Origin of the sequence: Burkholderia sp. 22PA0099 (assembly GCF_047497165.1) — a bacterium.
Classification (GTDB): Bacteria; Pseudomonadota; Gammaproteobacteria; order Burkholderiales; family Burkholderiaceae; genus Burkholderia.
Window position 1 is genome coordinate 4,197,978 of sequence record NZ_CP163165.1, and the last position, 24,495, is coordinate 4,222,472.

Below are 24,495 nucleotides of genomic sequence, written 5' to 3' on the forward strand. Positions count from 1 at the left end.
GATTACTTGGCCTCCGCTTCAAAGTTGATTTCCTGGCCGGGCTTCAGGCAGACATACGCCTTCTTCACGTCTTTGCGACGGCCCATCGAACGGCCGAAACGCTTCTGCTTGCCCTTCTGGACCAGCATGTTGACGGAATTGACTTCCACCTTGAACAGCAGCTCGACCGCGGCCTTCACTTCCTGCTTCGTGGCATCCGGTGCGACTTCGAACACAACTTGCTCGTTCTTGTCTGCAACCAGCGTCGCCTTTTCCGAGACTACCGGCGCGAGCAGGACCTGCATCAAACGATGATCGTTTTTGCGAATCTCGCTCATGACAGCAACTCCTCGATCTGGGCGACCGCAGCCTTCGTGACCAGGATCTTCTTGAAGTAGATCAGCGACAGCGGGTCGGCGTAACGCGGCTCGACAACTGCCACATTCGGCAGGTTGCGCGACGCGAGGTACAGGTTTTCTTCGACGGTGTCCGTGATCACGAGCACGGACTCCAGGCCCATGGCCTTGAACTTCTCGGCCAGCAGCTTGGTCTTCGGCGCTTCGAGCGTGAACTCTTCAACGACCGACAGACGGCCTTCGCGGGCAAGTTGCGAGAAGATGGAGCGCAGACCTGCGCGGTGCATCTTCTTGTTGACCTTGTGCGAGAAGTTTTCTTCCGGCGAATTCGGGAAAATACGGCCACCGCCGCGCCACAGCGGGCTCGACGACATACCGGCACGAGCGCGGCCCGTACCCTTCTGACGCCACGGCTTCTTGGTCGTGTGCTTGACTTGCTCACGATCCTTCTGCGCGCGGTTACCCTGGCGAGCGTTCGCCTGGTAAGCAACGACGACTTGGTGGATCAGTGCTTCGTTGTAGTCACGACCGAACACTGCGTCCGATGCGTTGACGACTGCACCTTCCTGACCATTTTCATTCAGGAGCTTGAGTTCCATTATTTCGCTCCCTTGGCCTTGACGGCCGGCGTCACGAAGACTTTGCCGCCCTTCGCACCCGGAATGGCACCCTTCACGAGCAGCAGCTTGCGCTCTGCGTCGATACGTGCGATTTCGAGGTTTTGAACCGTAACCGTGTCGTCACCCATGTGGCCCGTCATGCGCTTGCCGGGGAACACGCGACCCGGATCCTGCGCCATACCGATGGAACCCGGAACGTTGTGCGAACGCGAGTTACCGTGGGATGCGCGACCCGAAGCGAAGTTATAACGCTTGATCGTACCGGCGTAGCCCTTACCGATCGACACGCCTTGCACGTCGACCTTCTGGCCTACTTCGAAGAGATCGGGACCGACGATGGCGCCGTTCGACAGCTCGGCTGCCTTGGTCGCATCGATACGGAATTCCTTGAGAACTTCACCAGCTTCTACGCCAGCTTTGGCGAGATGACCTGCCAGCGGCTTCGTCACGCGCGATGCACGACGGGAGCCGAATGCAACCTGAACAGCCGTGTAGCCGTCGGTTTCAACAGTCTTGATCTGCGTCACGCGGTTGTCCGACACGTCCAGCACGGTGACGGGAATCGAATCCCCTTCAGCCGTGAAAATACGGGTCATGCCAACCTTGCGACCTACGAGTCCAAGGCTCATCGTTTTCTCCATTCCCGACTGCGATTGGTCGGGGCTAATTTACAAAACGCCGCGCTTGCCGGAACGGCAGGTACGCAGGCTTTTACGCAAATGCGCGAAAAGCCAAGCATTATAGCCAAGCTTTTCGTTTTTCGCAAGCAATCAATGACTTAGCGCTTCCGGCTGGGGCCGGATCCGCCGAAAGCCTTACTGCAGCTTGATTTCGACGTCGACGCCTGCCGGCAGGTCGAGCTTCATCAGCGCGTCAACCGTCTTGTCGGTCGGATCGACGATGTCCATCAGGCGCTGGTGCGTACGGATTTCGAGCTGGTCACGCGACGTCTTGTTGACGTGCGGCGAGCGGAGGATGTCGAAACGCTGAATGCGCGTCGGCAGCGGCACCGGGCCACGGACGATTGCGCCGGTCCGCTTCGCGGTGTCGACGATTTCGGCAGCCGACTGATCGATCAAGCGATAGTCGAAAGCCTTCAGGCGAATGCGGATTTTTTGTTGAGCCATGACAATTCCTTGAAAAGAGCGAGGCGATGTTGCATCGCCAGATCACAAAAAAGAACGTAGAAACGGGTGCCCCCGGAGAGGGAGCACCCGTTCCCGGGCGCTGCATATTACACCAAAACCAGACCGACGCGTTTAGGCGAGGATCTTTGCAACGACGCCGGCGCCGACGGTACGGCCGCCTTCGCGGATTGCGAAGCGCAGACCTTCTTCCATGGCGATCGGAGCGATCAGCTTCACCGTGATCGACACGTTGTCGCCCGGCATGACCATTTCCTTGTCCTTCGGCAGTTCGATCGAGCCCGTCACGTCCGTCGTACGGAAGTAGAACTGCGGACGGTAGTTGTTGAAGAACGGCGTGTGACGGCCGCCTTCGTCCTTGCTCAGCACGTACACTTCAGCCGTGAAGTGCGTGTGCGGCTTGATCGAGCCCGGCTTCGCCAGAACTTGACCACGCTCCACGTCTTCACGCTTCGTGCCGCGCAGCAGGATACCGACGTTGTCGCCTGCTTGACCTTGGTCCAGCAGCTTGCGGAACATTTCGACGCCCGTGCAGGTCGTCTTCACGGTGTCCTTGATGCCGACGATTTCGAGTTCTTCGCCGACCTTCACGATGCCGCGTTCGATACGACCCGTCACCACCGTGCCGCGACCCGAGATCGAGAACACGTCTTCCACCGGCATCAGGAACAGGCCGTCAACTGCGCGTTCCGGCGTCGGGATGTACGTGTCCAGTGCGTCGGCCAGGTTCATGATCGCCACTTCGCCCAGCTCGCCCGTGTCGCCTTCCAGCGCCAGCTTGGCCGAACCCTTCACGATCGGCGTGTCGTCGCCCGGGAAGTCGTACTTCGACAGGAGTTCGCGAACTTCCATCTCGACCAGTTCGAGCAGTTCAGCGTCGTCCACCATGTCGCACTTGTTCAGGAACACGATGATGTACGGAACGCCAACCTGACGGGCCAGCAGGATGTGCTCGCGCGTTTGCGGCATCGGGCCGTCTGCTGCCGAGCAAACCAGGATCGCGCCGTCCATCTGTGCCGCGCCCGTGATCATGTTCTTCACATAGTCAGCGTGGCCCGGGCAGTCGACGTGTGCGTAGTGGCGGTTAGCCGTTTCGTACTCGACGTGTGCCGTGTTGATCGTGATGCCGCGCGCCTTTTCTTCCGGTGCCGCGTCGATCTGGTCGTAGGCCTTCGCTTCGCCGCCGAACTTCTTCGTCAGCACCGTCGTGATTGCTGCCGTCAGCGTCGTCTTGCCGTGGTCAACGTGACCGATCGTACCAACGTTGACGTGCGGCTTGGTCCGCTCAAATTTACCTTTTGCCATGGTTCTCTTCTTTCAAAAATGAATGTTTGGAGGAGACGACTTACTTCGACTTTGCGCTGATGATCGCTTCGGCGACGTTGCGCGGCGCTTCGGAGTAGTGCTTGAACTCCATCGTGTACGTGGCGCGACCTTGGGTCAGCGAACGCAGCGACGTCGAGTAGCCGAACATTTCCGACAGCGGCACTTCGGCGCGCACGATCTTGCCGCCGCCCACCATGTCTTCCATGCCCTGGACGATACCGCGACGGCCCGACAGGTCGCCCATCACGTTGCCCATGTAGTCTTCCGGCGTTTCGACTTCGACCGCCATCATCGGCTCCAGCACGACCGGGCTCGCACGGCGCATTGCTTCCTTGAACGCCATCGAACCGGCCATGCGGAACGCGTTTTCGTTCGAGTCAACATCGTGGTACGAACCGAACGTCAGGTGCACCTTCACGTCGACGACCGGGAAGCCAGCCAGCACGCCGGCCTTCAGCGTGTCCTGGATACCCTTGTCGACCGCCGGGATGTATTCACGCGGAATCACACCACCCTTGATCTCGTCGAAGAACTCGTAGCCCTTGCCCTGCTCGTTCGGCTCGAGCGTGATGGTTGCGTGACCGTACTGGCCGCGACCACCCGACTGCTTGACGAACTTGCCGTCGACGTCCTTCGCCGTTGCACGGATGGTTTCGCGGTAGGCAACTTGCGGCTTGCCGACCGTGGCTTCCACGCCGAATTCACGACGCATGCGGTCCACCAGAATTTCGAGGTGGAGCTCGCCCATGCCCGAAATGATGGTTTGGCCCGATTCTTCGTCCGTCTGGACGCGGAACGACGGATCTTCCTGTGCCAGGCGGTTCAGCGCCAGGCCCATCTTTTCCTGGTCCGGCTTCGTCTTCGGCTCGACGGCCTGCGAGATCACCGGCTCCGGGAACACCATGCGTTCCAGGATGATCGGGTGCTGCGGATCGCACAGCGTGTCGCCCGTGGTCGCATCCTTCAGGCCGACCGCTGCAGCGATGTCGCCTGCACGGACTTCCTTGATTTCCTCGCGCTGGTTCGCGTGCATCTGCAGAATCCGGCCCAGGCGTTCCTTCTTGCCCTTGGTCGAGTTCAGCAGCGTGTCGCCCGAATTCACGATGCCCGAGTACACACGGAAGAAGATCAGTTGGCCGACGAACGGGTCGGTCATGATCTTGAATGCCAGCGACGAGAACTTCTCTTCGTCCGACGCCACGCGTTCGACCTTGTCGCCATTGTCGAGTTCGCCCGTGACCGGGGGAATGTCGATCGGCGACGGCAGGAAATCGATCACGGCGTCGAGCATGCGCTGCACGCCCTTGTTCTTGAACGCGGTACCGCACAGCATCGGCTGGATTTCGCAGGCGATCGTACGGTCGCGCAGCGCCTTGACGATGTCGGCTTCCGGCAGATCGCCTTCTTCCAGGTACTTGTTCATCAGGTCTTCATTGGCTTCGGCAGCCGCTTCGACCATCTTTTCGCGCCATTCCTTGCACGTTTCAGCAAGTTCAGCCGGGATGTCGACGTAGTCGAACTTCGTGCCCTGGGACGCTTCGTCCCAAACGATCGCCTTCATCTTCAGCAGATCGACCACGCCCTTGAAGCCTTCTTCCGCGCCGATCGGCACCACGACCGGAACCGGGTTTGCCTTCAGGCGCAGACGGAGCTGGTCGTAGACCTTGAAGAAGTTCGCGCCGGTACGGTCCATCTTGTTGACGAACGCCAGACGCGGAACCTTGTACTTGTTGGCCTGACGCCACACGGTTTCCGACTGCGGCTGAACGCCACCCACCGCGCAGTACACCATGCACGCGCCGTCGAGCACGCGCATCGAGCGCTCGACTTCAATCGTGAAGTCGACGTGACCCGGGGTGTCGATGATGTTGATGCGGTGTTCCGGATAGTTGCCGCCCATGCCCTTCCAGAAGGCGGTGGTGGCAGCGGACGTGATCGTGATGCCACGTTCCTGTTCCTGCTCCATCCAGTCCATCGTGGCAGCGCCGTCGTGAACTTCACCGATCTTGTGGTTCACGCCGGTGTAAAACAGGATGCGCTCGGTCGTCGTCGTCTTGCCGGCGTCGATGTGGGCGCTAATACCGATATTGCGGTAGCGCTCGATAGGAGTCTTGCGAGCCACTTTGAATCCTCTATGGGTTAACGCAACGCAAGGTTGCGTTACGCCTCAACACAAACGGGCGAGGCGCCTGAAACAGCGCACCCGCCCGGATTTTTACCGCTTGAGTCTCGCTCTCGCTTAGAAGCGGAAGTGCGAGAACGCGCGGTTGGCTTCTGCCATCCGGTGAACTTCGTCGCGCTTCTTCATCGCGCCGCCGCGGCCTTCGGCCGCTTCGGAGAGTTCACCTGCCAGGCGCAGTGCCATCGACTTCTCGCTACGCTTCTTCGCGGCTTCACGCAGCCAACGCATCGCCAATGCCATACGACGCGACGGGCGCACTTCGACCGGAACCTGATAGTTCGCACCACCAACGCGACGGCTCTTCACTTCGACCACCGGCTTCACGTTGTTCAGCGCGACAGTGAACACTTCCAGCGGGTCCTTGCCACCCTTGGTCTGGATCTGTTCGAAAGCGCCATAAACGATGCGTTCCGCGACCGACTTCTTGCCGGACAACATCAGCATGTTCATGAATTTTGCAACATCAACGTTACCGAACTTCGGATCCGGCAACACTTCCCGCTTGGGGACTTCGCGACGACGCGGCATGTTTCTTCCTTTGACTTTTTCAGTTGGAGCTGAGATCCAGCCCCGCGGTCACCAACAAACCCGATTCATCTCGTTCGACTAACCAGCTTGGCCGGGTGACCACTTACTCGACAGCACCGGCTATCCGGCACTACCGCATTAACCGCCTGACGGCGATCACCTTTCAGAGGCAACTTACTTCTTCGTGGCCTTTGCACGCTTCGCGCCGTACTTCGAGCGCGCTTGCTTACGATCCTTGACGCCCTGGGTATCCAGCGAGCCGCGAACCATGTGGTAACGCACACCCGGCAAATCCTTCACACGGCCGCCGCGGATCAGCACAACCGAGTGTTCCTGCAGGTTGTGGCCTTCACCGCCGATGTACGAAATCACTTCGAAGCCGTTCGTCAGACGAACCTTGGCGACCTTACGGAGTGCCGAGTTCGGCTTCTTCGGCGTCGTGGTGTACACGCGAGTGCACACGCCGCGACGCTGGGGGCAGTTCTGCAAGGCCGGGCTCTTGCTCTTGGTCGTTTCCGACTCACGGCCTTTGCGAACCAGTTGGTTGATGGTTGGCATTGTGTATTCCTGAAAATGACAAAAACCGGCACACTCGCATCGGGCAAAGCGACGCAGGCATGCCTGTGGTGATCCGACGCCCCGCTGACATCCCGCCCGCCGCCACTTCTTGGCGGCCCGCGAGTTTACCTACCGGGAATCGGAACCCGCCATCTTAAGTCAAAAATCCCAAGCGGGTCAACAGCTTGCGTGATTTGCCGACGCAACAATAAGTGACGAATCAGTGACGGCCGGTTGCGGTGATCGCAATGCAGCATCGCGCCTCACCGCAACCGGCTCGGCTCGATGCATTTACGCAGATTCGACCACGTCGATGAGCTCGTCGCCGAACCGTTCGAGCTTGCGGGCGCCGATGCCGGGGATATGGCGCAGATCCTCGACGGATTCGGGCGCGTTGCGCGCGATCTCGGCCAGGGTGGCATCGTGAAAGATCACGTAGGCGGGTACGCCGTCGCTCTTGGCGGTTTCGGCGCGCCAGGTGCGCAGCCGTTCCCAGCAGGCGCGTTCGTGCGCGGACATGCCGGCGGTGGGATCGGCGCGGGCGCCGCTGCGCGTCGATGCATTGCGCGAGCTCTTGGGCTTGACGTAGCGGCGCAGCGTGACGGTTTCCTCGCCCTTGAGCACCGGCTTGCTCGCCTCGGTCAGCACCAGCGCGCCGAAGCCGCCGTGATCGATGGCCAGGTAACCGAACGCCACGAGCTGGCGGAAGATCGCGCGCCATTCGGGCTCGGACAGCTCGGCGCCGATGCCGAACGTGCTCAACGAATCGTGGCCGCGCTGCTGGATTTTTTCCGTTTTCGCGCCGCGCAGGACTTCGATCAGGTGGCTCGCGCCGAAGTTGAAGCCGCTCGCGCGCTGCGCGCGGAACACGCAGGACAGGGCCATGCGCGCTTCGCGCGTGGCGTCCCAGGTGTTGGGCGGCTCGAGGCAGGTGTCGCAGTTGCCGCAGGGCTGGCTCGCTTCGCCGAAATAGCCGAGCAGGCGCACGCGGCGGCACGACGCGGTTTCGCACAGGCCGAGCAGCGCGTCGAGCTTGGATGTCTGCACGCGCTTGTGGGCGTCGTCGGCTTCGGATTCATCGATCATCTTGCGCTGCTGCACGACGTCGCCGAGGCCATAGGCCATCCAGGCATTCGCGGGCAGGCCGTCGCGGCCCGCGCGGCCGGTTTCCTGGTAATAGCCCTCGACGCTCTTGGGCAGGTCGAGGTGGGCCACGAAGCGCACGTCGGGCTTGTCGATGCCCATGCCGAACGCGATCGTCGCGCACATTACGATGCCCTCCTCGCGCTGGAACATCTCCTGATGGCGCTGGCGCACCTCGAATTCCATGCCGGCGTGATACGGCAGCGCGCGCACGCCCTGCGTCTTGAGCCACTCGGCGGTTTCCTCGACCTTGCGGCGCGACAGGCAATACACCACGCCGGCATCGGTGGTGCCGTCGGCATTGGTGTGCTCGGCACGAATGAAATCGAGCAGTTGCGAGCGCGCGTTGTCCTTTTCGACGATCCGGTAGCGAATGTTCGGGCGATCGAAGCTCGACACGAACACGCGCGCATCGTCGAGCGCGAGGCGCTGGATGATCTCGTCGCGCGTGATTTCGTCGGCGGTGGCCGTCAGCGCGATGCGCGGCACGTACGGGAAGCGCTCGTGCAGGATCGACAGCTTGATGTATTCGGGCCGGAAATCGTGCCCCCACTGCGATACGCAATGCGCCTCGTCGATCGCGAACAGGCCGATGCGCGTGCGTTCGAGCAGATCGAGGAAGCGCGGCGTCATCAGCCGCTCGGGCGCCACGTAGAGCAGATCGAGTTCGCCCTCGCGCAACGCGCGCTCGGTAGCGGCGGCCTCGGCGCCCGACAGCGTGGAATTCAGGTAAGCGGCGCGCACGCCCACTTCGGTCAGCGCGGCGACCTGATCGTGCATCAGCGCGATCAGCGGCGAGACGACGATGCCGGGGCCTTGCCCCGACTCGTGGCGAACCAGCGCCGGGATCTGGTAGCAGAGCGACTTGCCGCCGCCGGTGGGCATCAGCACGAGGCAGTCGCCGCCGCCCGCGACATGCTCGACGATCTCGCCCTGTTGGCCGCGAAAGGCCGGATAACCGAAAACTTCGTTCAGGATTTCGAGCGCGCGCGACATGAGGCAGGAGGGATCGTTTGAAAAATCAAGGCTGCATTTTACAGACAGAAGCCGGGTCGCCGCCGCCTTCGTGTCCGGATTGGCCATTCGGACGAGATTGCTCGGCCGCCGGCGCGTTGGTTGCGCCGCCGTGTGCCGAATCGGCGGGCGGCCGTGCGGCCAGCGAAATCGAGATCGCCGCGCGCTGGCCGCCGGCATCGAGCGAGACCTTGTTCACAAAGCCGTAGACATGCCCGCGCAGCGACACGCAGAGCGAATCGTCGCCATCGACGCCGACCTCGGCCATCTCGCTGTCGGAGATCAGGAACGGCGCGCGGCGGTCCATCAGGCTACCGAGCGAGGCTTGGGCAAGGTCGCGCCGGGACAGATAGTAATCGTAGAGGAACGGCGATGACGCACCTTGGCCGAGCCGCCGCACCACGTAGAGCCGCAGCCCGGGGCGCAGCACGCGCGTGCGCACGATCGCGTCGTGGGAAACACCGTGGTGACGCAGATACCACCAGCCCGGCAGGGCCATCACCGCCAGCAACACGCAGAGCGCGAGACCTGCCACGCCGATCCCGCGATTGACCGCCGCATCGTTTCGCATGATCACTTACCTCGGTTAGTCGCGCAGCCGGAGCGCGATCGTGAAGGCAGAAGATCATCCGGCGGGCGCCGGTTCAAGCGCGCCGGCCTGAATCAGAAAGATGTCGAGCAGCGACCATAGCATCCGGTCCATCTCGAAACAACGGATGCACAGGCAAAAACGGCGCCCCTATAATTCGGCATTTTTTCGCTTCCGGAGGCCGCGATGACTCGCAGCGTACGCGCCGCATTGCTCAACGACCGGCTCGACTGGAACCTGCTCCGGACCTTCCTCGTGATCGCACGCGAACAGAGCGTGAGCCGCGCCGCGGCGCACCTGCACATCACGCAACCGGCCGTCAGCCATGCGTTGCGGCGGCTCGAGGAGCAGCTCGGCCGCAAGCTCGTACAGCGCAGCGGCCCACGCATCGACATCACGCGAGCCGGCCACGAGGTGCGCGAAATCGCCGAGGAAATCTACGGCAGCATCTCGCGTCTCGCCAGCGACGAAGGCGTGGGCGATCACTACGTGTCGGGGCTGGTGCGCCTGATCACCGTCAGCGGCGTGCAGTCGGAGGCCTACGACGATTTCCTCGGCGACTTCCATCGCGACTACCCCGATATCGATCTCGACGTGCAGGTGATGCGCAGCGCCGACGTGCCGAGCGCCCTGCTCCAGCACACGGCCACGGCCGCGTTGAGTCTGAACCGGCACGTCGACGGGAAGATCGCGCAGCAGTTGTTCATGCCGCAGCGCTACGCGCTGTTCTGCGGGCGGCGCCATCGTCTGTTCGGGCAGTCGGGGCTGGGCGTCGACGACCTGCGCGACGAGAATTTCGTATCGTTTGCGGGAGATCAGCTTGGCGCGTCATTGTCGGTGCTGAGTGTGTTCCGCGACCAACACGGGCTGGCCGGGCGCATCGTGGCGACCTCGGCCAGCATGGCCGAAATGGTGAGGCTGATCGTGGCCGGATTCGGCATCGGCAGCCTGCCCGAGCACGTCGGACAAGCGCAGGTGGAAGCAGGCCGCATGATGCGGCTGCCGCCCGCCGACGGCGTGGCCGACCTCGACGTGATGCTGCTGTGGGCGGCCGACCGCAAGCCGCGCGCGGCGGAGGCCGTGTTTCTAGAACGAATCCGCGCGTTCGCGCAGGGCGGCGGCAAGACCGACGACGCAGCGCAGTAAGCCCGGCGCGCCCTCGGCAACGCACGCTCCGCTCAATATCCGCGCAGCACGTCCACCTGATTCGCCAGCGGCGCGCCGTCGCGCAAGCGCCGCACGTTGGCGGCGATCTGCTCGGCGATCTGCTCGAAGCTCGCCACCGACGCCATGTGCGGCGTGACGATCAGGTTCGGCGCGCACCAGAACGGATCGTCCTCGGGCAGCGGCTCGCGCTCGAACACGTCGATCACCGCGCCGCCGAGCGTGCCGTCCTGCAATGCAGCCAGCACGTCGGCCGGCACCAGATGCTCGCCGCGCCCCACGTGGATCAGCTTCGCGCCGCGTGGCAGCCGGGCCAGCAGGCGGCGATCGACGATGCCGCGCGTCTCGGGCGTCAGCGGCAACAGGCAGACGAGCAACTCGCTGCCGGCCAGGAACGCGTCGAACCCATCGGCGCCGAACGTCTCCACGCCGTCGATCGTCTTGCGCTCGCGCGACCAGCCGCGCACGCGAAAGCCGGCATCGGCAAGCTGTCGCGCCACATGCTGGCCGAGCACGCCGAGCCCCATGACGCCCACGCTGCGCTCGCCGGCCGCCACTTGCGGATAGCGCAGCCAGCGGCGCTCGCGCTGGTTGGCCAGTACGCGATCGAGCCCGCGATGAAAATGCAGCACGGCCCACATCACGAATTCGCCCATGCCCTGCGCGTGCGTCGGATCGACCACGCGACACACCGGCACGGCGGGCAAGGCCGGGTCGGCCAGGATGTGATCGACACCGGCCGCGATGCTGTGCACGAGCCGCAGCGACGGCAGCCGTGCCAGCGCGCCGGACGGCGGCCGCCAGCACACGGCGATGTCGGCGTCATGCGGATCGGTGTCGACGCCCGCGATGCGCAGCCCCGGCAAGCGTTCGCGCAGCGGCGCGAGCAACGGCGACAGGTCGAAGCCGTCGCTGAGAAAGGCGATGCGCGTCATGTCAGCTTCGGTAGTCGGTGGCGCCGCCGTCGATCAGCCGCAACGCCGCCTGCCATTGCAGCGCGATGATCGCCTCGGCCTCGTCGCGGTCGAATTGCTCGGCGGCCAGCCGGCACACGGCCTCGGACGGCTGGCTCAACGCCGCGCCGCCGGCCATCGCGCGCACCTGGATCTGGCACGCGAGTTCGAGGAAATAGATGTTCTGGAACGCGGCCGGCACCGAGCGGCCGGCCACCAGCAACCCGTGATTGCGCAGGATCATCGCACTGTGCGGGCCGAGGTCGCGAATCAACCGCTCGCGCTCGCCCAGATCGAGCGCGATGCCCTCGTAGTCGTGATACGCAAGCCGCTCGTAGAACTTCAGCGCGTGCTGGCTGATCGGCAGCAGGCCTTGCTGCTGCGCCGACACGGCCGAGCCGGCCGCCGTATGCGTGTGAATCACGCACTGCAGGTCGGGCCGCGCCTGATGGATCGCCGAATGGATCGTGAAGCCGGCCGCGTTGACGCGATAGCGCGCCGGATCGTCCTCGACGATCGGCTCGACGACGCGCCCCTGCCCGTCGATCTTGATCAGATCGGAGGCGCGCATTTCATGGAACAGCACGCCGTAGCGGTTGATCAGGAAATGATGCTCGGGGCCGGGCACGCGCGCGGTGATGTGCGTGTCGATCATGTCGGTCATGCCGAAATGCGCGACGAGCCGATACAGCGCGGCCAGTTCGACGCGCGCCGTCCATTCGGAGTCCGGAATGTGATGGGGTGCGGTGTGCATGAAATCGCTTGCAGGAAGAGAAAAACAATCAGGAAACCTGAACGGTGCGGGCGGCGGCCGGATGAACCGGCTGCGTCGGCGGGAAGCGCCGCTGATAGCGCGCCAGCGCAAGGATGCCTACCAGCGAGATGGCCGACAGCAACGAGAAGAACAGCGCCAGCGGCAGCCACTGGCCGCGGTAATGCTGCGCAACCACCGTGCCGATCAGCGGCGTGGTGCCGCCGGCCACGGTGGCGCACAGCTGATAGGCGATCGAGATGCCCGAATAGCGCAGATGGGTCGGGAACGCGCGCGTCATGAAGCCGGCGATCACCGCATACACGGCCGACAGCACCACCACCGCGAGCGCGATGCCGGCCACGATCAGCACCGGCTGCTGGCTGTTGACGAGCACGAACATCGGGTACGGCGTGAAGATCGACAGCAGCGCGGCGCAGGCCAGGAAGCGGGCGTCGCCGAAGCGTTGCGCGAGCAGCGCCGACACCGGTTGCGAGGCGAGCTGGATGAGCGTCACCGCGAACAGGCAATCGAGGATCAGCGGCTTCGGCATCTTCAGGAAGCTCGTGACGTACGAAATCATGAACGTGTTCGTGAAGAAGAAGCCGGCCGAGCCGATGGTGGTGGCCGCGGCCGCGTACAGGATCGGCTTCCAGTAGCCGCGCAGCACTTCGGTCACGGGCGCCTTCACGCGCCGGTTCTCGCGTTTGGCCTGCTCGAATTCGGGCGATTCGTTCACGCCCATGCGCACCACCACGCCGACCACCAGCAACACGAAGCTGGCCAGGAACGGCAGGCGCCAGCCCCACGACACGAACGCGTCGTGATCGAGCGACGACACCAGGCGAAACGAGATCAGCGACAGCAGCAACCCGGCCGGGCTGCCCATCTGCGGAATCGACGCGAACAGCGTCTTGCGCCCCGGCGCGGCGTGCTCGCTCGACATCAGCACCGCGCCGCCCCACTCGCCGCCCACGGCGATGCCCTGCAGGATGCGCAGCAGGATCAGGATCACCGGCGCCGCCACGCCGATCGACGCGTACGACGGCAGCAGGCCGATGCCGGTGGTCGCCACGCCCATCAGGAACATCGTGAGAATCAGCATCTTCTTGCGGCCGAGGCGATCGCCCCAATGGCCGAACACGGCGCCGCTCAAGGGGCGCGCGACGAAGCCCACGGCGAACGTCGCGAACGACGCCAGCGTGCTGACGAACGGGTCGCGGGTCGGAAAGAACACGTCGCCGAGCACGAGCGCGGCGGCCGTCGCGTAGGTGTAGAAATCGTAGAACTCGATCGTCGTGCCGAAGAACGCGGCGAGTGCGGCGCGGACCGGCTGGCGTTGAGCAACGGGGGAAGTCATCGGGAATCCTTGGTCGGAGCGCTGCATGGCATCGGAGCACCGAGGCCGCGCGGCTTTGCGCATTTATCGGTGGCCAATATCGCTACGTAAAATGCTGATTTCTTATGCGAAGCATGAATCGCGTTCATGCTCCGCGCCGCATCAGAAGCGGTGCCGGATTCCGGCCACCGTGACGAGCTGATGGCTGTTCGACGACGGCGTCGCGAACGCCACCGCCGCCACCGCCTTGCGGCCCGTCGAATCGGTGCCCGTCGCCAACTGATAGATGCTGACGGCGTACAGGTCCGTGCGCTTGGACAGCGAGTAATCCACGCCGACGTCGAGCTGCCCGTACTTCGCGCCCTCGCGGCCGTTCACGCTGCTGCTGCGCGTGTATGCGTACGACGCGGCCACCTGCAGCGCCGGCGTGATCAGGTACTTCGTATTCAGTTCGAACGTGTTGAACGCCACGCTGCCGCCCGGCATCTGCGTGGTGGAGCCGGCCACGGCGGTAGCGCCGAGGTTGTTGAAGCGCGTGTTGCTGTACACCGCGCCGAAGGTGGCCGCGCCGAACGTGTAGGCGCCGCCCGCATTGACGATCTGCTGCGTGCCCGCGCTCGCATAGCCGCTGTAGACGGGGCTGGCCATGTTGCTGCCGGTGGCGCTGTCGTTGGCCTTGTTGCCGAACAGCGAGAAGTTCGGGTTGCGCGCCAGCGTGTAGGCGGCGGCGGCCTTCAGCGGGCCGCCCTGGTAACCCACACCCACGCCGTAGATCTGGTTGCGCGCGGTGCTGCCCGCCACGCCGCCGAAGCTGTAGAGCGCTTCCACATTGAAGCCGGCCCATACCGGCGACACGTACTTCAGCGCGTTGTTGACACGGAACGATCCGTCGAGATCGTCGAGATCGCCCGGGTGGGCGCCGTAGCCCGCGCCCGACAGCGCCCAATCCTCGCCGGCCGTGTAGATGCCGACCATATCGGCGTTCGGCAGATACTGGCGGCCGGCCGTCACGGTGCCGAACCGCGCCGAGCCGAGCCCGACGTAGAGCTGCCGACCGAACAGGTCGCCGTTCTGGCCGAGCGCGCCGGTCGAGCCGTTGAAGCCGCCTTCGAGCACGAACAGCGAAACCAGCCCGCCGCCCAGCTCCTCGCGGCCGCGCAGGCCCCAGCGGCTGCCCGATGCGTTGCCGCTGGTCAGCGCGAACTGGCGGCTGCCGCCCGCGTTGGTATTGATGGCGATGCCCTGGTCGACGATCCCGTACAGCGTGACCGAGTTTTGCGCGTGAGCGACGGTCGCGCCCAGCAGGGCGACGCCGAGGCAAAGAGGCTTGTTGAGTTTCATGGTGGGTCGCATGGCGCGTGTGGTTGAGATTCGATTTGAAATTCGATTGGGAGTGCGAAGTTCATGACGGACGATGCGGGCATCGGCGGCACGGGTGTCAGTTATCGAGCGCCAATAACGCTACGTACAATGCCGTTTACTCATCGTCAGTATTAATGGCGTTCATCCTTGCCAAGACGGCGCTCGCGAAACGGCAGGCACAAAAAAGCGCGGCGCCGGAAGCAGAAACCTGCCTCCGGCGCCGCGCCCGAGCGTGCGCGAACGTTTCGTTCTGCTATCCGACCATCAGCGGCGCGCCTCGCCGAAACCGCCGAAGAACGCACGCGCGTTCGCTTCGAGGCTCTCGATGTGATAGCCGCCTTCCTGCACGATCACGGTGGGCAACTGCAACGCGCCGACCGCGCCGCCGAGCCGGCCGAAGCCCTCGGTGGTAACGGCCACCTTCGATTGCGGATCGTCGCGATAGATGTCGAAGCCGAGCGCCAGCACGATCGCGTCGGGCTGGAAGCGCTTGAGCACGCGCAGCGCGTCGTCCACGCGCTCGAAGAACACCGCCTCGGAAGCGCCGTGCGGCATCGGCAGGTTCACGTTGTAGCCATAGCCGTCGCCGCTGCCGGCTTCGTCCTCGTAGCCGGCGACGACCGGATAGAAGTTGGTCGGATCGCCGTGGATCGAGATGTAGAGCACGTCGTCGCGGCCATAGAAGATTTCCTGCACGCCCTGGCCGTGGTGCATGTCGGTATCGAGGATCGCGACGCGGCCGAAGCGCTCGCGCAGCGATTGCGCGGCGATCGCGGCGTTGTTCAGATAGCAGAAGCCGCCGGCCGCATCGCGCCGCGCATGATGGCCGGGCGGCCGGCACAGCGCCCAGCTCTCGCGCGCGCCACCGTTCACCGTGTCGGCCGCGGCCAGCGCGCTCTGCGCCGACCAGTACGCCGAGCGCCACGTATGCTCGCCGACCGGGCAACTGCCGTCGGCCAGATAGCGCGCCGCCTGGGCCAGCACGCCGCGCAGCGGATTGCCCTCGCGCACGTAGATGTTCGACATCACTTCGTTGCCCCAATCGTCGGGCATCCGGGTCCAGTCGCGGTGCGCTTCTTCGAGGAAACGCAGGTAGTTCATGTCGTGCACGGCGGCGATCGGCGCGGTGCCGTGGTCGGCCGGTTCGAGCACCTCGAAATCGAGCGAGCGGGCGGCCGCGACGAGCCGCGCCGCGCGCTCGGGCACTTCCTGCGGCTCGCGCATCTGGCCACGCGACAGATAGGTGCGCGGATGGTGCAGCGACTGCTCGGGATGGAAATAGGTTTTCATCGGTTCTCCGTAATATCGGGCCGCTTCGCGTGACGCATCAGCGCGCCAGGGCGCGCGCGAGCACGGCGTGCAGCAGCACGTTGGCGCCGGCGGTCACGTCGCCGGGCAAGGCGTCTTCGGCTTCGTTGTGCGAGAGGCCGTCGACGCAGGGAATGAACACCATCGCGGTGGGGTAATGACGCGCCATCAGGATCGCGTCGTGCCCCGCGCCGCTGACGATCCGCTCGTTCGAATAGCCGAGCGCATCGGTGGCCTGCTGCACGAGCGCCACGCATGCAGCGTCGAACGGCGTGGCCGGGCTGCGCCAATAGGTGGCGATCTCGACGCGCAGGCCGCGTTGCGCCGCGATGCGCTCGAACGCCGTGCGCAGGTCGCGCTCGATCGCATCGACCTCGGTGTCGTCGTGATGGCGCAGGTCGACGGTGAAGCCGACCTGCCCCGCGATGGTGTTGCGCGAAGCGTTCGGGATGGTGGTCTGGCCGATCGTGGCGAGGCCGCGCGGCGCGTAGCCGGCGATGATCCGTTCGAGTTCGAGCGCCATCTGCGCGCTCGCGAACAGCGCGTCCTTGCGATACGGCATCGGCGTCGTGCCCGCGTGGGCGGCCACGCCCGTCACCGTCACGTCGAGCCAGCGGATCGCCTGGCCGCCCGTCACCACGCCGATCGTCGTGCCGTTCGCCTCCAGCACCGGGCCTTGCTCGATGTGCGCCTCGAAGTAGGCATCCACCGCGCCGCGCTCGCGCGTGCCGCGGCTGCCGCAGGCGTCGAGCGCGTCGCCGAGCACGATGCCGTCGGCGTCGCGCGTGGCCAGCGCCGCATCGAGCGCGGTGGCGCCCGTGAACACGGCGGAGCCGAGCATCGCGGGCGTGAAGCGCGCACCTTCCTCGTTGGTCCACGAAACGATCTCGATCGGGCGAGCCGTGTCGATCTTCGCGTCGTTCAGCGCGCGCACCAGTTCGAGGCCGGCCAGCACGCCGTACACGCCGTCGAAGCGGCCGCCCTCGGGCTGCGTGTCGAGATGGCTACCGACCAGCACCGGCGCGGCTTCCGGATCACGACCGGCGCGCCGCGCGAACAGGTTGCCGACCGCGTCGGTGCTCACCGTCATGCCGGCCTCGCGGCACCATTGCGCGAACAGCTCGCGCCCGCGCCGGTCTTCGTCGGTCAATGCCAGCCGGCGCACGCCACCGCGTGCGGTCGCGCCGATCTTTGCCATCTCCATCAGGCTGCGCCAGAGGCGCGCGCCGTCCACATTCAGTTGCGATTCCATTCGTGTTCCTGAGCAATCACGGATTGCTTATCGTGCGAGAAGGTGCGGGGAAGCCCCGGAAAATCGAGCCGGGCCGGTCAGCCGCGGCTCGTCAGCGCCTCGGCCGCATCGCGGCTCACGGCGCGCCGCGCGTCGAGCGCGACGATGCAAAGCAGCGAGATCCCGGCCAGGCAGGTGTAGAACACCGCCAGCGGCCACCATTGGCCGGTGTAGCGATGCGCGAGCCAGGTGCCGACCAGCGGCGTCAGGCCGCCGGCGATCGCGCCGCACACCTGGTAGGCGAGCGAGATCGCCGAATAGCGGATATGGGTGGGGAAGATGCCGCTGATGAAGCCGGCGATCACCGAGTAGAAGCTGGCCATGCAGATCACCGCCAGCGCAATGCCGATCACCATCGACACCGTTGTGCCGTGCTGCACCAGCGCGAACATCGGATACGGCGAGGCCATCGCGAGCAACGCGGCCAGCTTCAGGAAGCGCGCGCCGCCGATGCGCTCGGCGAGCCACGCCGCGCACGGCTGCGACAGCAACTGGATCACCGCCACCACGAACAGGCAGTCGAGGATCATCGAGCGCGTCACGCCGACGTACTGCGTGGTGTACGCGATCATGAACGTGTTGGTGAAATACACGCCGGCGATGCCGATGGTGTTCGCGCCGATGCCGAGCAGCACCAGGCCCCACGCCGACCGGAACACCTCGGCGATCGGCAGCTTGGCGGTGCGCTTGGCCTCGCGCAGCCGCGCGAATTCGGGCGACTCGTTCACGCCGAGCCGGATCAGGATGCCGACGATCAGCAGCGCCGCGCTGGCGAGGAACGGCAGGCGCCAGCCCCAGGACAGGAACGCGGCCTTGTCCATCGAGGTGACGGCGCGAAACGCGATCAGCGACAGGATCAGGCCGGCCGGGCTGCCCAGTTGCGCGAACGACGCGAAAAACGTGCGCCGGCCTTCGGGCGCATGTTCGCCGGCCATCAGCACCGCGCCGCCCCACTCGCCGCCCACGGCGATGCCCTGCACCACGCGCAGCAACACCAGCAGCACCGGCGCGAGCACGCCGACCGTGGCGTAATCGGGCAGCAGCCCGACGCACACGGTGGCCGCGCCCATCATCATCAGCGTGGTCATCAGCGCTTTCTTGCGGCCGATCCGGTCGCCGAGATGGCCGAAGATGATGCCGCCGATCGGGCGGGCGAAGAAGCCCACCGCGAACGTCGCGAACGACGCCATGGTGCTGACGAAGCGATCGCCCGACGGGAAATACAGTTCGCCGAACACGAGCGCGGCGGCCGTGGCGTAGATATAGAAGTCGTACCACTCGATCATCGTGCCGATGAACGCGGCGGTCGCCGCGCGGGCGGGCTGGCGGGTGCTGGCGGATTGGGGGGTCATGCTGGCTCCTGATGCGCCGGCGGCGGCCCGGAAGGCCCCGGGCGCGCTTGTCACGGGTCGGCGTGCGCGGCGTTTCGATGCACCGCGCACGCCGCCTTTATCGATAGCCAGAAATCATTAGTCAAATTTCAAGTTATTATTCAGCGCATAAATCAAACTTATAGTTTGATCGCCACCCTCCGGAACCGCGATGCGCACCGACTTCACCCGCTTCCTGAACGACCGTCTCGACTGGAACCTGCTGCGCACCTTCCTCGTGATCATGCAGGAGCGCAGCCTGAGCCGCGCCGCCGCGCGTCTGCACGTCACGCAGCCGGCCGTGAGCCAGGCACTGAAGCGGCTGGAGGACGCGCTCGAACACCGCCTGATCGAGCGCCGCGGCCCGTACTTCGCGCCCACCGCCGCCGGCGAGGCCGTCTACCGGATCGCCGGCGACCTGTACGGCACGATCTCGCGGCTCGACTCCGAGCTCGACGACCGCACCGCCGACATCACCGGCTCGATCCGCCTGCTGACCATCAGCCGCATCGAATCGCCCGTCTACGACGAATTCCTCGCCGAGTTTCATCGCACCTATCCGCGCATCGATTTGCAGATCGAGGTCATGCGCTCGTCCGACATCATTTCCTCGCTGCTGCAGAAAACGGCGACGGCGGGCCTCGGCCTGTGCCGCAACCCGCACGACAAGCTCGAGATGCGGCCGTTCCTGCGGCAGCGCTACGCGATCTTCTGCGGCCGCCACCACCGCCTGTTCGGCAAGTCGCAACTGACGATGAACGACCTGCTCGCCGAGAACTTCGTGTCGTTTACGAGCGATCAGCTCGGCGACAGCCTCTCGCCGCTCACGGTGTTCCGCGACCAGAAGGGCTTCACGGGCCGCATCGTCGCATCCTCGCCGAGCCTCGACGAAGTGCGCCGGCTGATCTTCGCGGGTTACGGCATCGGCTGCCTGCCCGAGCACATCGTGCGCGACGACCTGGCCCAGCAACGGCTCTGGCGGCTGCCGCCCGACGAGGGGCTGGTCGACGTGGACGTGTTCCTGCTGTGGCGGCGCGAACGCAAGATGAACGCGGCCGATCTCGCGTTTCTCGAAAGCATGGAGCGCCATATGCGGCGTTATTCGTTCGCGGAGCGGCTCGGCGCGAAATAGTCAGGGCCGCGTTGCAAAAGCGACGGACGAAAAAAAACCGCCCGGTCGAAACCGGGCGGTTCTGATGGGCGGACCATCGAAAGCGGCTTGGCGCCGCTCCCGCTTACTCCGCGCTCGGGTGCTGCTGCGACTCGACTGCGTCGGGCGTTTCGGCAGCCGGGGTTTCCGGGATGCCGAAGTCGAAGGCTTCTTCCGCCGCGATCTGATCGAAACGCTCGCGATCCGACACTTCCTTGTTCTTGCGCGCCTTGTGGAACGCAAGACCGGTACCGGCCGGGATCAGACGACCGACGATCACGTTTTCCTTCAGGCCACGCAGATCGTCGCGCTTGCCCATGATCGCCGCTTCCGTCAGCACGCGCGTCGTTTCCTGGAACGATGCCGCCGAGATGAACGAATCCGTCGACAGCGACGCCTTCGTGATACCCAGCAGGATGTTGTCGTACGACGCCGGACGCTTGCCTTCCGCGATCATGCGATCGTTTTCGTCCAGCATGTCCGAACGCTCGACCTGTTCACCCAGGATGAAGCGCGTATCGCCGTTGTCGGTGATCTGCACACGACGCAGCATCTGGCGAACGATCACCTCGATGTGCTTGTCGTTGATCTTCACACCCTGCAGACGGTACACGTCCTGCACTTCGTCGACGATGTAGCGCGACAGCGCCTCGATACCCTGCAGACGCAGGATGTCGTGCGGATCGGCCGGGCCGTCCACGATCATTTCGCCCTTGTTGACGACCTGAGCATCGTGGACCAGCACCTGCTTTTCCTTCGCGATCAGGAACTCGTGCTGATTGCCTTCGAGATCCGTGATGACGAGACGCTGCTTGCCCTTCGTGTCCTTGCCGAACGACGTCGTGCCGGTGACTTCCGCCAGAATGCCGGCGTCCTTCGGCGAACGCGCTTCGAACAGTTCCGCGACACGCGGCAGACCGCCGGTAATGTCACGCGTTTTCTGCGCTTCGGTCGGGATACGTGCGAGCACTTCACCCACCTGCACCTGCTGGCCATCCTTCACCGTGATCAGCGCGCCGACCTGGAAGCCGATCTGCACCGAGTGCTCGGTGTTCGGGATCTTCACTTCCTCGCCAGCCGCGTCGAGCAGCTTGACCTGCGGCCGCACGCTCTTCGCCGCTTGCGAACCGCGGCGCTTCACGTCGATCACGACCAGCGTCGAGAGGCCCGTCACGTCGTCGATCTGCTTGGCGACCGTCACGCCTTCCTCGACGTTTTCGAACTTCACCGTACCGCCGTACTCGGTGATGATCGGACGCGTCAGCGGGTCCCACGTGGCCAGTTGCGTGCCGGCCTTGATCACGTCGCCGTCGAGACGCAGCAGCGTCGCGCCGTACGGGATCTTGTGACGTTCACGCTCGCGGCCCAGATCGTCGGTGATCATGGCTTCGCCCGAACGCGAAATGACGATCTGCTCGCCCTTCGCGTTGGTGACGTAACGCATGGTCGCCGTGAAGCGGACCGTACCGTTGCTCTTCGCTTCGACCGACGAGGCGACTGCCGCACGCGATGCCGCACCACCGATGTGGAACGTACGCATGGTCAGCTGGGTGCCCGGTTCGCCGATCGACTGCGCCGCGATCACGCCGACCGCTTCGCCGACGTTCACCGCCGAGCCACGACCCAGGTCGCGGCCGTAGCAGGCTGCGCACAGGCCATAACGCGTTTCGCAGGTCAGCGGCGTGCGCACGCGCACTTCGTCGATGCCGAGGCGTTCGATTTCCTCGACCGCCGTTTCATCGAGCAGCGTGCCGTTCTCGTACAGCGTTTCCTGCGTTTCCGGGTTGACGACGTCAGCCACCGCGACGCGGCCGAGAATCCGGTCGCGCAGCGCTTCGACCACTTCACCGCCTTCCACGAGCGCCTTCATCGCCACGCCGTTCGACGTGCCGCAGTCGTTCTCGACCACCACCAGATCCTGCGTGACGTCGACCAGACGACGCGTCAGGTAACCCGAGTTTGCCGTCTTCAGTGCCGTATCAGCCAGACCCTTACGTGCACCGTGGGTCGAGATGAAGTACTGCAACACGTTCAGGCCTTCGCGGAAGTTCGCCGTGATCGGCGTCTCGATGATCGAGCCGTCCGGCTTCGCCATCAGGCCACGCATACCGGCCAGCTGACGAATCTGCACCGCGGAACCCCGCGCGCCCGAGTCGGCCATCATGTAGATCGAGTTGAACGATTCCTGGCGCGTTTCCTTGCCGTCGCGATCGACCACCGGCTCCGTCGAGAGCTGCTCCATCATCGCCTTGCCGACCGCTTCCGACGTCGCCGACCAGATGTCGACCACGTTGTTGTAGCGTTCCTGCGCGGTGACGAGACCCGACATGTACTGACGGTCGTATTCCTTCACCTTCTTCGCGGCGTCACCGACGATCACTTCCTTCTGCGTCGGCACGAGCATGTCGTCCACGCAGATCGAGATGCCGGCGCGCGTCGCGAGACGGAAGCCCGATTGCATCAGTTGATCGGCGAACACGACGGTCGCGCGCAGGCCGCACTTGCGGAACGCGGTGTTGATCAGTCGCGAGATTTCCTTCTTCTTCAGCGGCTTGTTCAGCACCGAGAACGGCAGGCCGGCCGGCAGGATTTCCGACAGGATCGCGCGGCCGACGGTGGTGGCGTACAACGAGATCTTCGGCACGAACTGCGGTGCGCCTTCCGACTTGTCCTCGTTGTGGACCATTTCCGTGATCCGCACGTTCACGCGCGAAGCCAGCTCGACTTCCTTGTTCTCGTACGCCAGCAGCGCTTCCGACACGCCCGTGAAGGTCATGCCTTCGCCCTTGGCGTTGACGGCTTCACGCGTCGCGTAATACAGGCCGAGCACGATATCCTGCGACGGCACGATCGACGGATCGCCGTTGGCCGGGAACAGGACGTTGTTCGACGCCAGCATCAGCGTGCGCGCTTCCATCTGCGCTTCGAGCGACAGCGGCACGTGCACGGCCATCTGGTCACCGTCGAAGTCGGCGTTGAACGCCGCGCAGACGAGCGGGTGCAGCTGGATTGCCTTGCCTTCGATCAGCACCGGCTCGAACGCCTGGATGCCCAGACGGTGCAGCGTCGGCGCGCGGTTCAGCATCACCGGGTGTTCGCGGATCACCTCTTCGAGGATGTCCCACACCACCGCCGTCTGGTTCTCGACTTCCTTCTTCGCAGCCTTGATGGTGGTAGCGACACCCATCACTTCGAGCTTGTTGAAGATGAACGGCTTGAACAGTTCGAGCGCCATCAGCTTCGGCAGACCGCACTGGTGCAGCTTCAGCGTCGGGCCGACCACGATGACCGAACGGCCCGAGTAGTCGACGCGCTTGCCCAGCAAGTTCTGACGGAACCGGCCGCCCTTGCCCTTGATCATGTCGGCGAGCGACTTCAACGGACGCTTGTTGGCGCCCGTCATCGCCTTGCCGCGGCGGCCGTTGTCGAGCAGCGAATCGACGGCTTCCTGCAGCATCCGCTTTTCGTTGCGGACGATGATCTCCGGCGCCTTCAGCTCGAGCAGACGCTTCAGACGGTTGTTCCGGTTGATCACGCGGCGATACAGATCGTTCAGGTCCGACGTCGCGAAACGGCCGCCGTCCAGCGGCACCAGCGGACGCAGTTCCGGCGGCAGCACCGGCAGCACTTCGAGAATCATCCACTCGGGCTTGATGCCCGAACGCTGGAATGCCTCGAGCACCTTCAGGCGCTTCGCGTACTTCTTGATCTTCGCTTCCGAGCCGGTGTTCTTCAGCTCGGTGCGCAGCGTCTCGACCTGTTCGTCGATGTTGATCGCGCGCAGCAGCTCGCGCACGCCTTCCGCGCCCATCTCGGCGCGGAATTCGTCACCGTATTCCTCGACCTTGTTGTAGTAATCCTCTTCGGTCATGATCTGCCGCGCCTTCAGCGGCGTCATGCCCGGTTCGATGACCACGTAGGCTTCGAAGTACAGCACGCGTTCGATGTCGCGCAGCGTCATGTCGAGCACCATGCCCAGACGCGACGGCAGCGACTTCAGGAACCAGATGTGCGCGACCGGCGAGGCCAGTTCGATGTGGCCCATGCGTTCGCGACGCACCTTGGCCAGCGTCACTTCGACGCCGCACTTCTCGCAGATCACGCCGCGGTGCTTCAGACGCTTGTACTTGCCGCACAGGCATTCGTAGTCGCGGATCGGCCCGAAGATCTTCGCGCAGAACAGACCATCCCGCTCCGGCTTGAACGTGCGGTAGTTGATCGTTTCCGGCTTCTTGACCTCGCCGAACGACCACGAACGGATCTTGTCCGGCGAAGCCAGACCGATCTTGATCGCGTCGAAAACTTCTTCCTGTTGGACTTGCTTGAATAGATCGAGCAGAGCTTTCATTGCTTTCTCTCCGTAGTCC

20 protein-coding genes are annotated in these 24,495 nt (G+C 64.5%); 2 read left to right on the top strand and 18 right to left on the bottom strand.

What is annotated here, in order from left to right; all coding sequences use genetic code 11:
• Window positions 1-2: 2 nt before the first annotated feature.
• The 10 genes from rplW to AB4851_RS34195 all read right to left on the bottom strand — a co-directional run bounded on the left by rplW (window position 3) and on the right by AB4851_RS34195 (window position 9,422).
• On the bottom strand, window positions 3-317 hold the full coding sequence (gene rplW, locus AB4851_RS34150) for a 50S ribosomal protein L23 (protein WP_206125755.1): 315 nt from the start codon (window positions 315-317) through the stop codon (window positions 3-5).
• Window positions 314-934 (bottom strand): 50S ribosomal protein L4, encoded by a 621-nt coding sequence (rplD, locus tag AB4851_RS34155; RefSeq protein WP_206125754.1) that lies wholly within the window; start codon window positions 932-934, stop codon window positions 314-316. The genes rplW and rplD overlap by 4 nt, the downstream gene beginning before the upstream one ends.
• On the bottom strand, window positions 934-1,584 hold the full coding sequence (gene rplC / locus AB4851_RS34160; RefSeq protein WP_414443686.1) for a 50S ribosomal protein L3: 651 nt from the start codon (window positions 1,582-1,584) through the stop codon (window positions 934-936). Before rplC ends, rplD begins: the two co-directional genes overlap by 1 nt.
• Window positions 1,585-1,770: 186 nt before the next feature.
• Window positions 1,771-2,082, bottom strand: coding sequence for a 30S ribosomal protein S10 (rpsJ, locus tag AB4851_RS34165; protein ID WP_206125752.1), 312 nt, complete (start codon window positions 2,080-2,082; stop codon window positions 1,771-1,773).
• Window positions 2,083-2,214: 132 nt separating this feature from the next.
• Complete coding sequence (tuf, locus tag AB4851_RS34170) at window positions 2,215-3,405, bottom strand: elongation factor Tu (RefSeq protein WP_414443665.1); 1,191 nt, start codon at window positions 3,403-3,405, stop codon at window positions 2,215-2,217.
• 40 nt (window positions 3,406-3,445) lie between these two features.
• A complete protein-coding gene (gene fusA, locus AB4851_RS34175) occupies window positions 3,446-5,548 on the bottom strand; it encodes an elongation factor G (RefSeq protein WP_414443685.1) in 2,103 nt (700 codons plus the stop codon).
• Window positions 5,549-5,665: 117 nt separating this feature from the next.
• Window positions 5,666-6,136: a 30S ribosomal protein S7 gene (gene rpsG, locus AB4851_RS34180; protein WP_006477195.1), complete on the bottom strand. Its 471-nt coding sequence runs from the start codon at window positions 6,134-6,136 to the stop codon at window positions 5,666-5,668.
• 174 nt (window positions 6,137-6,310) lie between these two features.
• Window positions 6,311-6,694: a 30S ribosomal protein S12 gene (gene rpsL / locus AB4851_RS34185; protein ID WP_206125750.1), complete on the bottom strand. Its 384-nt coding sequence runs from the start codon at window positions 6,692-6,694 to the stop codon at window positions 6,311-6,313.
• A 291-nt stretch (window positions 6,695-6,985) separates the two neighbouring features.
• Window positions 6,986-8,833 carry a DNA helicase RecQ gene (gene recQ / locus AB4851_RS34190; RefSeq protein WP_414450512.1) on the bottom strand — a complete coding sequence of 616 codons (1,848 nt, stop codon included), beginning with the start codon at window positions 8,831-8,833 and terminating at the stop codon, window positions 6,986-6,988.
• 25 nt (window positions 8,834-8,858) lie between these two features.
• A complete protein-coding gene (locus tag AB4851_RS34195; RefSeq protein ID WP_414450513.1) occupies window positions 8,859-9,422 on the bottom strand; it encodes a hypothetical protein in 564 nt (187 codons plus the stop codon).
• A 204-nt stretch (window positions 9,423-9,626) separates the two neighbouring features.
• Here AB4851_RS34195 and AB4851_RS34200 point away from each other — a divergent pair, with 204 nt between their 5' ends.
• Complete coding sequence (locus tag AB4851_RS34200; protein WP_414450514.1) at window positions 9,627-10,586, top strand: LysR family transcriptional regulator; 960 nt, start codon at window positions 9,627-9,629, stop codon at window positions 10,584-10,586.
• Between the two features lie 32 nt (window positions 10,587-10,618).
• Here AB4851_RS34200 and AB4851_RS34205 read toward each other — a convergent pair whose 3' ends face one another.
• The 7 genes from AB4851_RS34205 to AB4851_RS34235 form a co-directional block, all read right to left on the bottom strand.
• Window positions 10,619-11,539: a 2-hydroxyacid dehydrogenase gene (locus tag AB4851_RS34205; RefSeq protein WP_414450515.1), complete on the bottom strand. Its 921-nt coding sequence runs from the start codon at window positions 11,537-11,539 to the stop codon at window positions 10,619-10,621.
• A 1-nt stretch (window position 11,540) separates the two neighbouring features.
• Entirely contained in the window at window positions 11,541-12,311 is a 771-nt protein-coding gene (locus AB4851_RS34210) for a class II aldolase/adducin family protein (protein ID WP_414450516.1), read from the bottom strand.
• A 28-nt stretch (window positions 12,312-12,339) separates the two neighbouring features.
• Complete coding sequence (locus tag AB4851_RS34215) at window positions 12,340-13,668, bottom strand: MFS transporter (protein ID WP_414450517.1); 1,329 nt, start codon at window positions 13,666-13,668, stop codon at window positions 12,340-12,342.
• A gap of 141 nt (window positions 13,669-13,809) precedes the next feature.
• On the bottom strand, window positions 13,810-14,988 hold the full coding sequence (locus tag AB4851_RS34220; protein ID WP_414450518.1) for a porin: 1,179 nt from the start codon (window positions 14,986-14,988) through the stop codon (window positions 13,810-13,812).
• A gap of 285 nt (window positions 14,989-15,273) precedes the next feature.
• Entirely contained in the window at window positions 15,274-16,299 is a 1,026-nt protein-coding gene (locus AB4851_RS34225; RefSeq protein ID WP_414450519.1) for a histone deacetylase family protein, read from the bottom strand.
• A 37-nt stretch (window positions 16,300-16,336) separates the two neighbouring features.
• Window positions 16,337-17,569 carry a Zn-dependent hydrolase gene (locus AB4851_RS34230; protein ID WP_414450520.1) on the bottom strand — a complete coding sequence of 411 codons (1,233 nt, stop codon included), beginning with the start codon at window positions 17,567-17,569 and terminating at the stop codon, window positions 16,337-16,339.
• 77 nt (window positions 17,570-17,646) lie between these two features.
• A complete protein-coding gene (locus tag AB4851_RS34235; protein WP_414450521.1) occupies window positions 17,647-18,960 on the bottom strand; it encodes an MFS transporter in 1,314 nt (437 codons plus the stop codon).
• Between the two features lie 190 nt (window positions 18,961-19,150).
• On the opposite strand from AB4851_RS34235, the gene AB4851_RS34240 reads away from it, so the two are divergent.
• Window positions 19,151-20,110: a LysR family transcriptional regulator gene (locus AB4851_RS34240; RefSeq protein ID WP_414450522.1), complete on the top strand. Its 960-nt coding sequence runs from the start codon at window positions 19,151-19,153 to the stop codon at window positions 20,108-20,110.
• A 103-nt stretch (window positions 20,111-20,213) separates the two neighbouring features.
• Here the strand turns inward: AB4851_RS34240 and rpoC are convergent, their stop codons facing one another.
• Window positions 20,214-24,476 carry a DNA-directed RNA polymerase subunit beta' gene (gene rpoC / locus AB4851_RS34245; protein WP_414443673.1) on the bottom strand — a complete coding sequence of 1,421 codons (4,263 nt, stop codon included), beginning with the start codon at window positions 24,474-24,476 and terminating at the stop codon, window positions 20,214-20,216.
• Between the last annotated feature and the right edge of the window lie 19 nt (window positions 24,477-24,495).

What these genes read in the sequence shown, in the direction of transcription:
- rpsG (WP_006477195.1), bottom strand. Translation starts at nt 6,136, where the DNA reads ATGCCGCGTCGTCGCGAAGTCCCCAAGCGGGAAGTGTTGCCGGATCCG.
- rpsJ (WP_206125752.1), bottom strand. Translation starts at nt 2,082, where the DNA reads ATGGCTCAACAAAAAATCCGCATTCGCCTGAAGGCTTTCGACTATCGC.
- AB4851_RS34225 (WP_414450519.1), bottom strand. Translation starts at nt 16,299, where the DNA reads ATGAAAACCTATTTCCATCCCGAGCAGTCGCTGCACCATCCGCGCACC.
- rplW (WP_206125755.1), bottom strand. Translation starts at nt 317, where the DNA reads ATGAGCGAGATTCGCAAAAACGATCATCGTTTGATGCAGGTCCTGCTC.
- rplC (WP_414443686.1), bottom strand. Translation starts at nt 1,584, where the DNA reads ATGAGCCTTGGACTCGTAGGTCGCAAGGTTGGCATGACCCGTATTTTC.
- AB4851_RS34200 (WP_414450514.1), top strand. Translation starts at nt 9,627, where the DNA reads ATGACTCGCAGCGTACGCGCCGCATTGCTCAACGACCGGCTCGACTGG.
- AB4851_RS34210 (WP_414450516.1), bottom strand. Translation starts at nt 12,311, where the DNA reads ATGCACACCGCACCCCATCACATTCCGGACTCCGAATGGACGGCGCGC.
- AB4851_RS34220 (WP_414450518.1), bottom strand. Translation starts at nt 14,988, where the DNA reads ATGAAACTCAACAAGCCTCTTTGCCTCGGCGTCGCCCTGCTGGGCGCG.
- AB4851_RS34230 (WP_414450520.1), bottom strand. Translation starts at nt 17,569, where the DNA reads ATGGAATCGCAACTGAATGTGGACGGCGCGCGCCTCTGGCGCAGCCTG.
- rplD (WP_206125754.1), bottom strand. Translation starts at nt 934, where the DNA reads ATGGAACTCAAGCTCCTGAATGAAAATGGTCAGGAAGGTGCAGTCGTC.
- AB4851_RS34240 (WP_414450522.1), top strand. Translation starts at nt 19,151, where the DNA reads ATGCGCACCGACTTCACCCGCTTCCTGAACGACCGTCTCGACTGGAAC.
- tuf (WP_414443665.1), bottom strand. Translation starts at nt 3,405, where the DNA reads ATGGCAAAAGGTAAATTTGAGCGGACCAAGCCGCACGTCAACGTTGGT.
- AB4851_RS34235 (WP_414450521.1), bottom strand. Translation starts at nt 18,960, where the DNA reads ATGACCCCCCAATCCGCCAGCACCCGCCAGCCCGCCCGCGCGGCGACC.
- rpoC (WP_414443673.1), bottom strand. Translation starts at nt 24,476, where the DNA reads ATGAAAGCTCTGCTCGATCTATTCAAGCAAGTCCAACAGGAAGAAGTT.
- recQ (WP_414450512.1), bottom strand. Translation starts at nt 8,833, where the DNA reads ATGTCGCGCGCGCTCGAAATCCTGAACGAAGTTTTCGGTTATCCGGCC.
- AB4851_RS34195 (WP_414450513.1), bottom strand. Translation starts at nt 9,422, where the DNA reads ATGCGAAACGATGCGGCGGTCAATCGCGGGATCGGCGTGGCAGGTCTC.
- AB4851_RS34215 (WP_414450517.1), bottom strand. Translation starts at nt 13,668, where the DNA reads ATGACTTCCCCCGTTGCTCAACGCCAGCCGGTCCGCGCCGCACTCGCC.
- rpsL (WP_206125750.1), bottom strand. Translation starts at nt 6,694, where the DNA reads ATGCCAACCATCAACCAACTGGTTCGCAAAGGCCGTGAGTCGGAAACG.
- AB4851_RS34205 (WP_414450515.1), bottom strand. Translation starts at nt 11,539, where the DNA reads ATGACGCGCATCGCCTTTCTCAGCGACGGCTTCGACCTGTCGCCGTTG.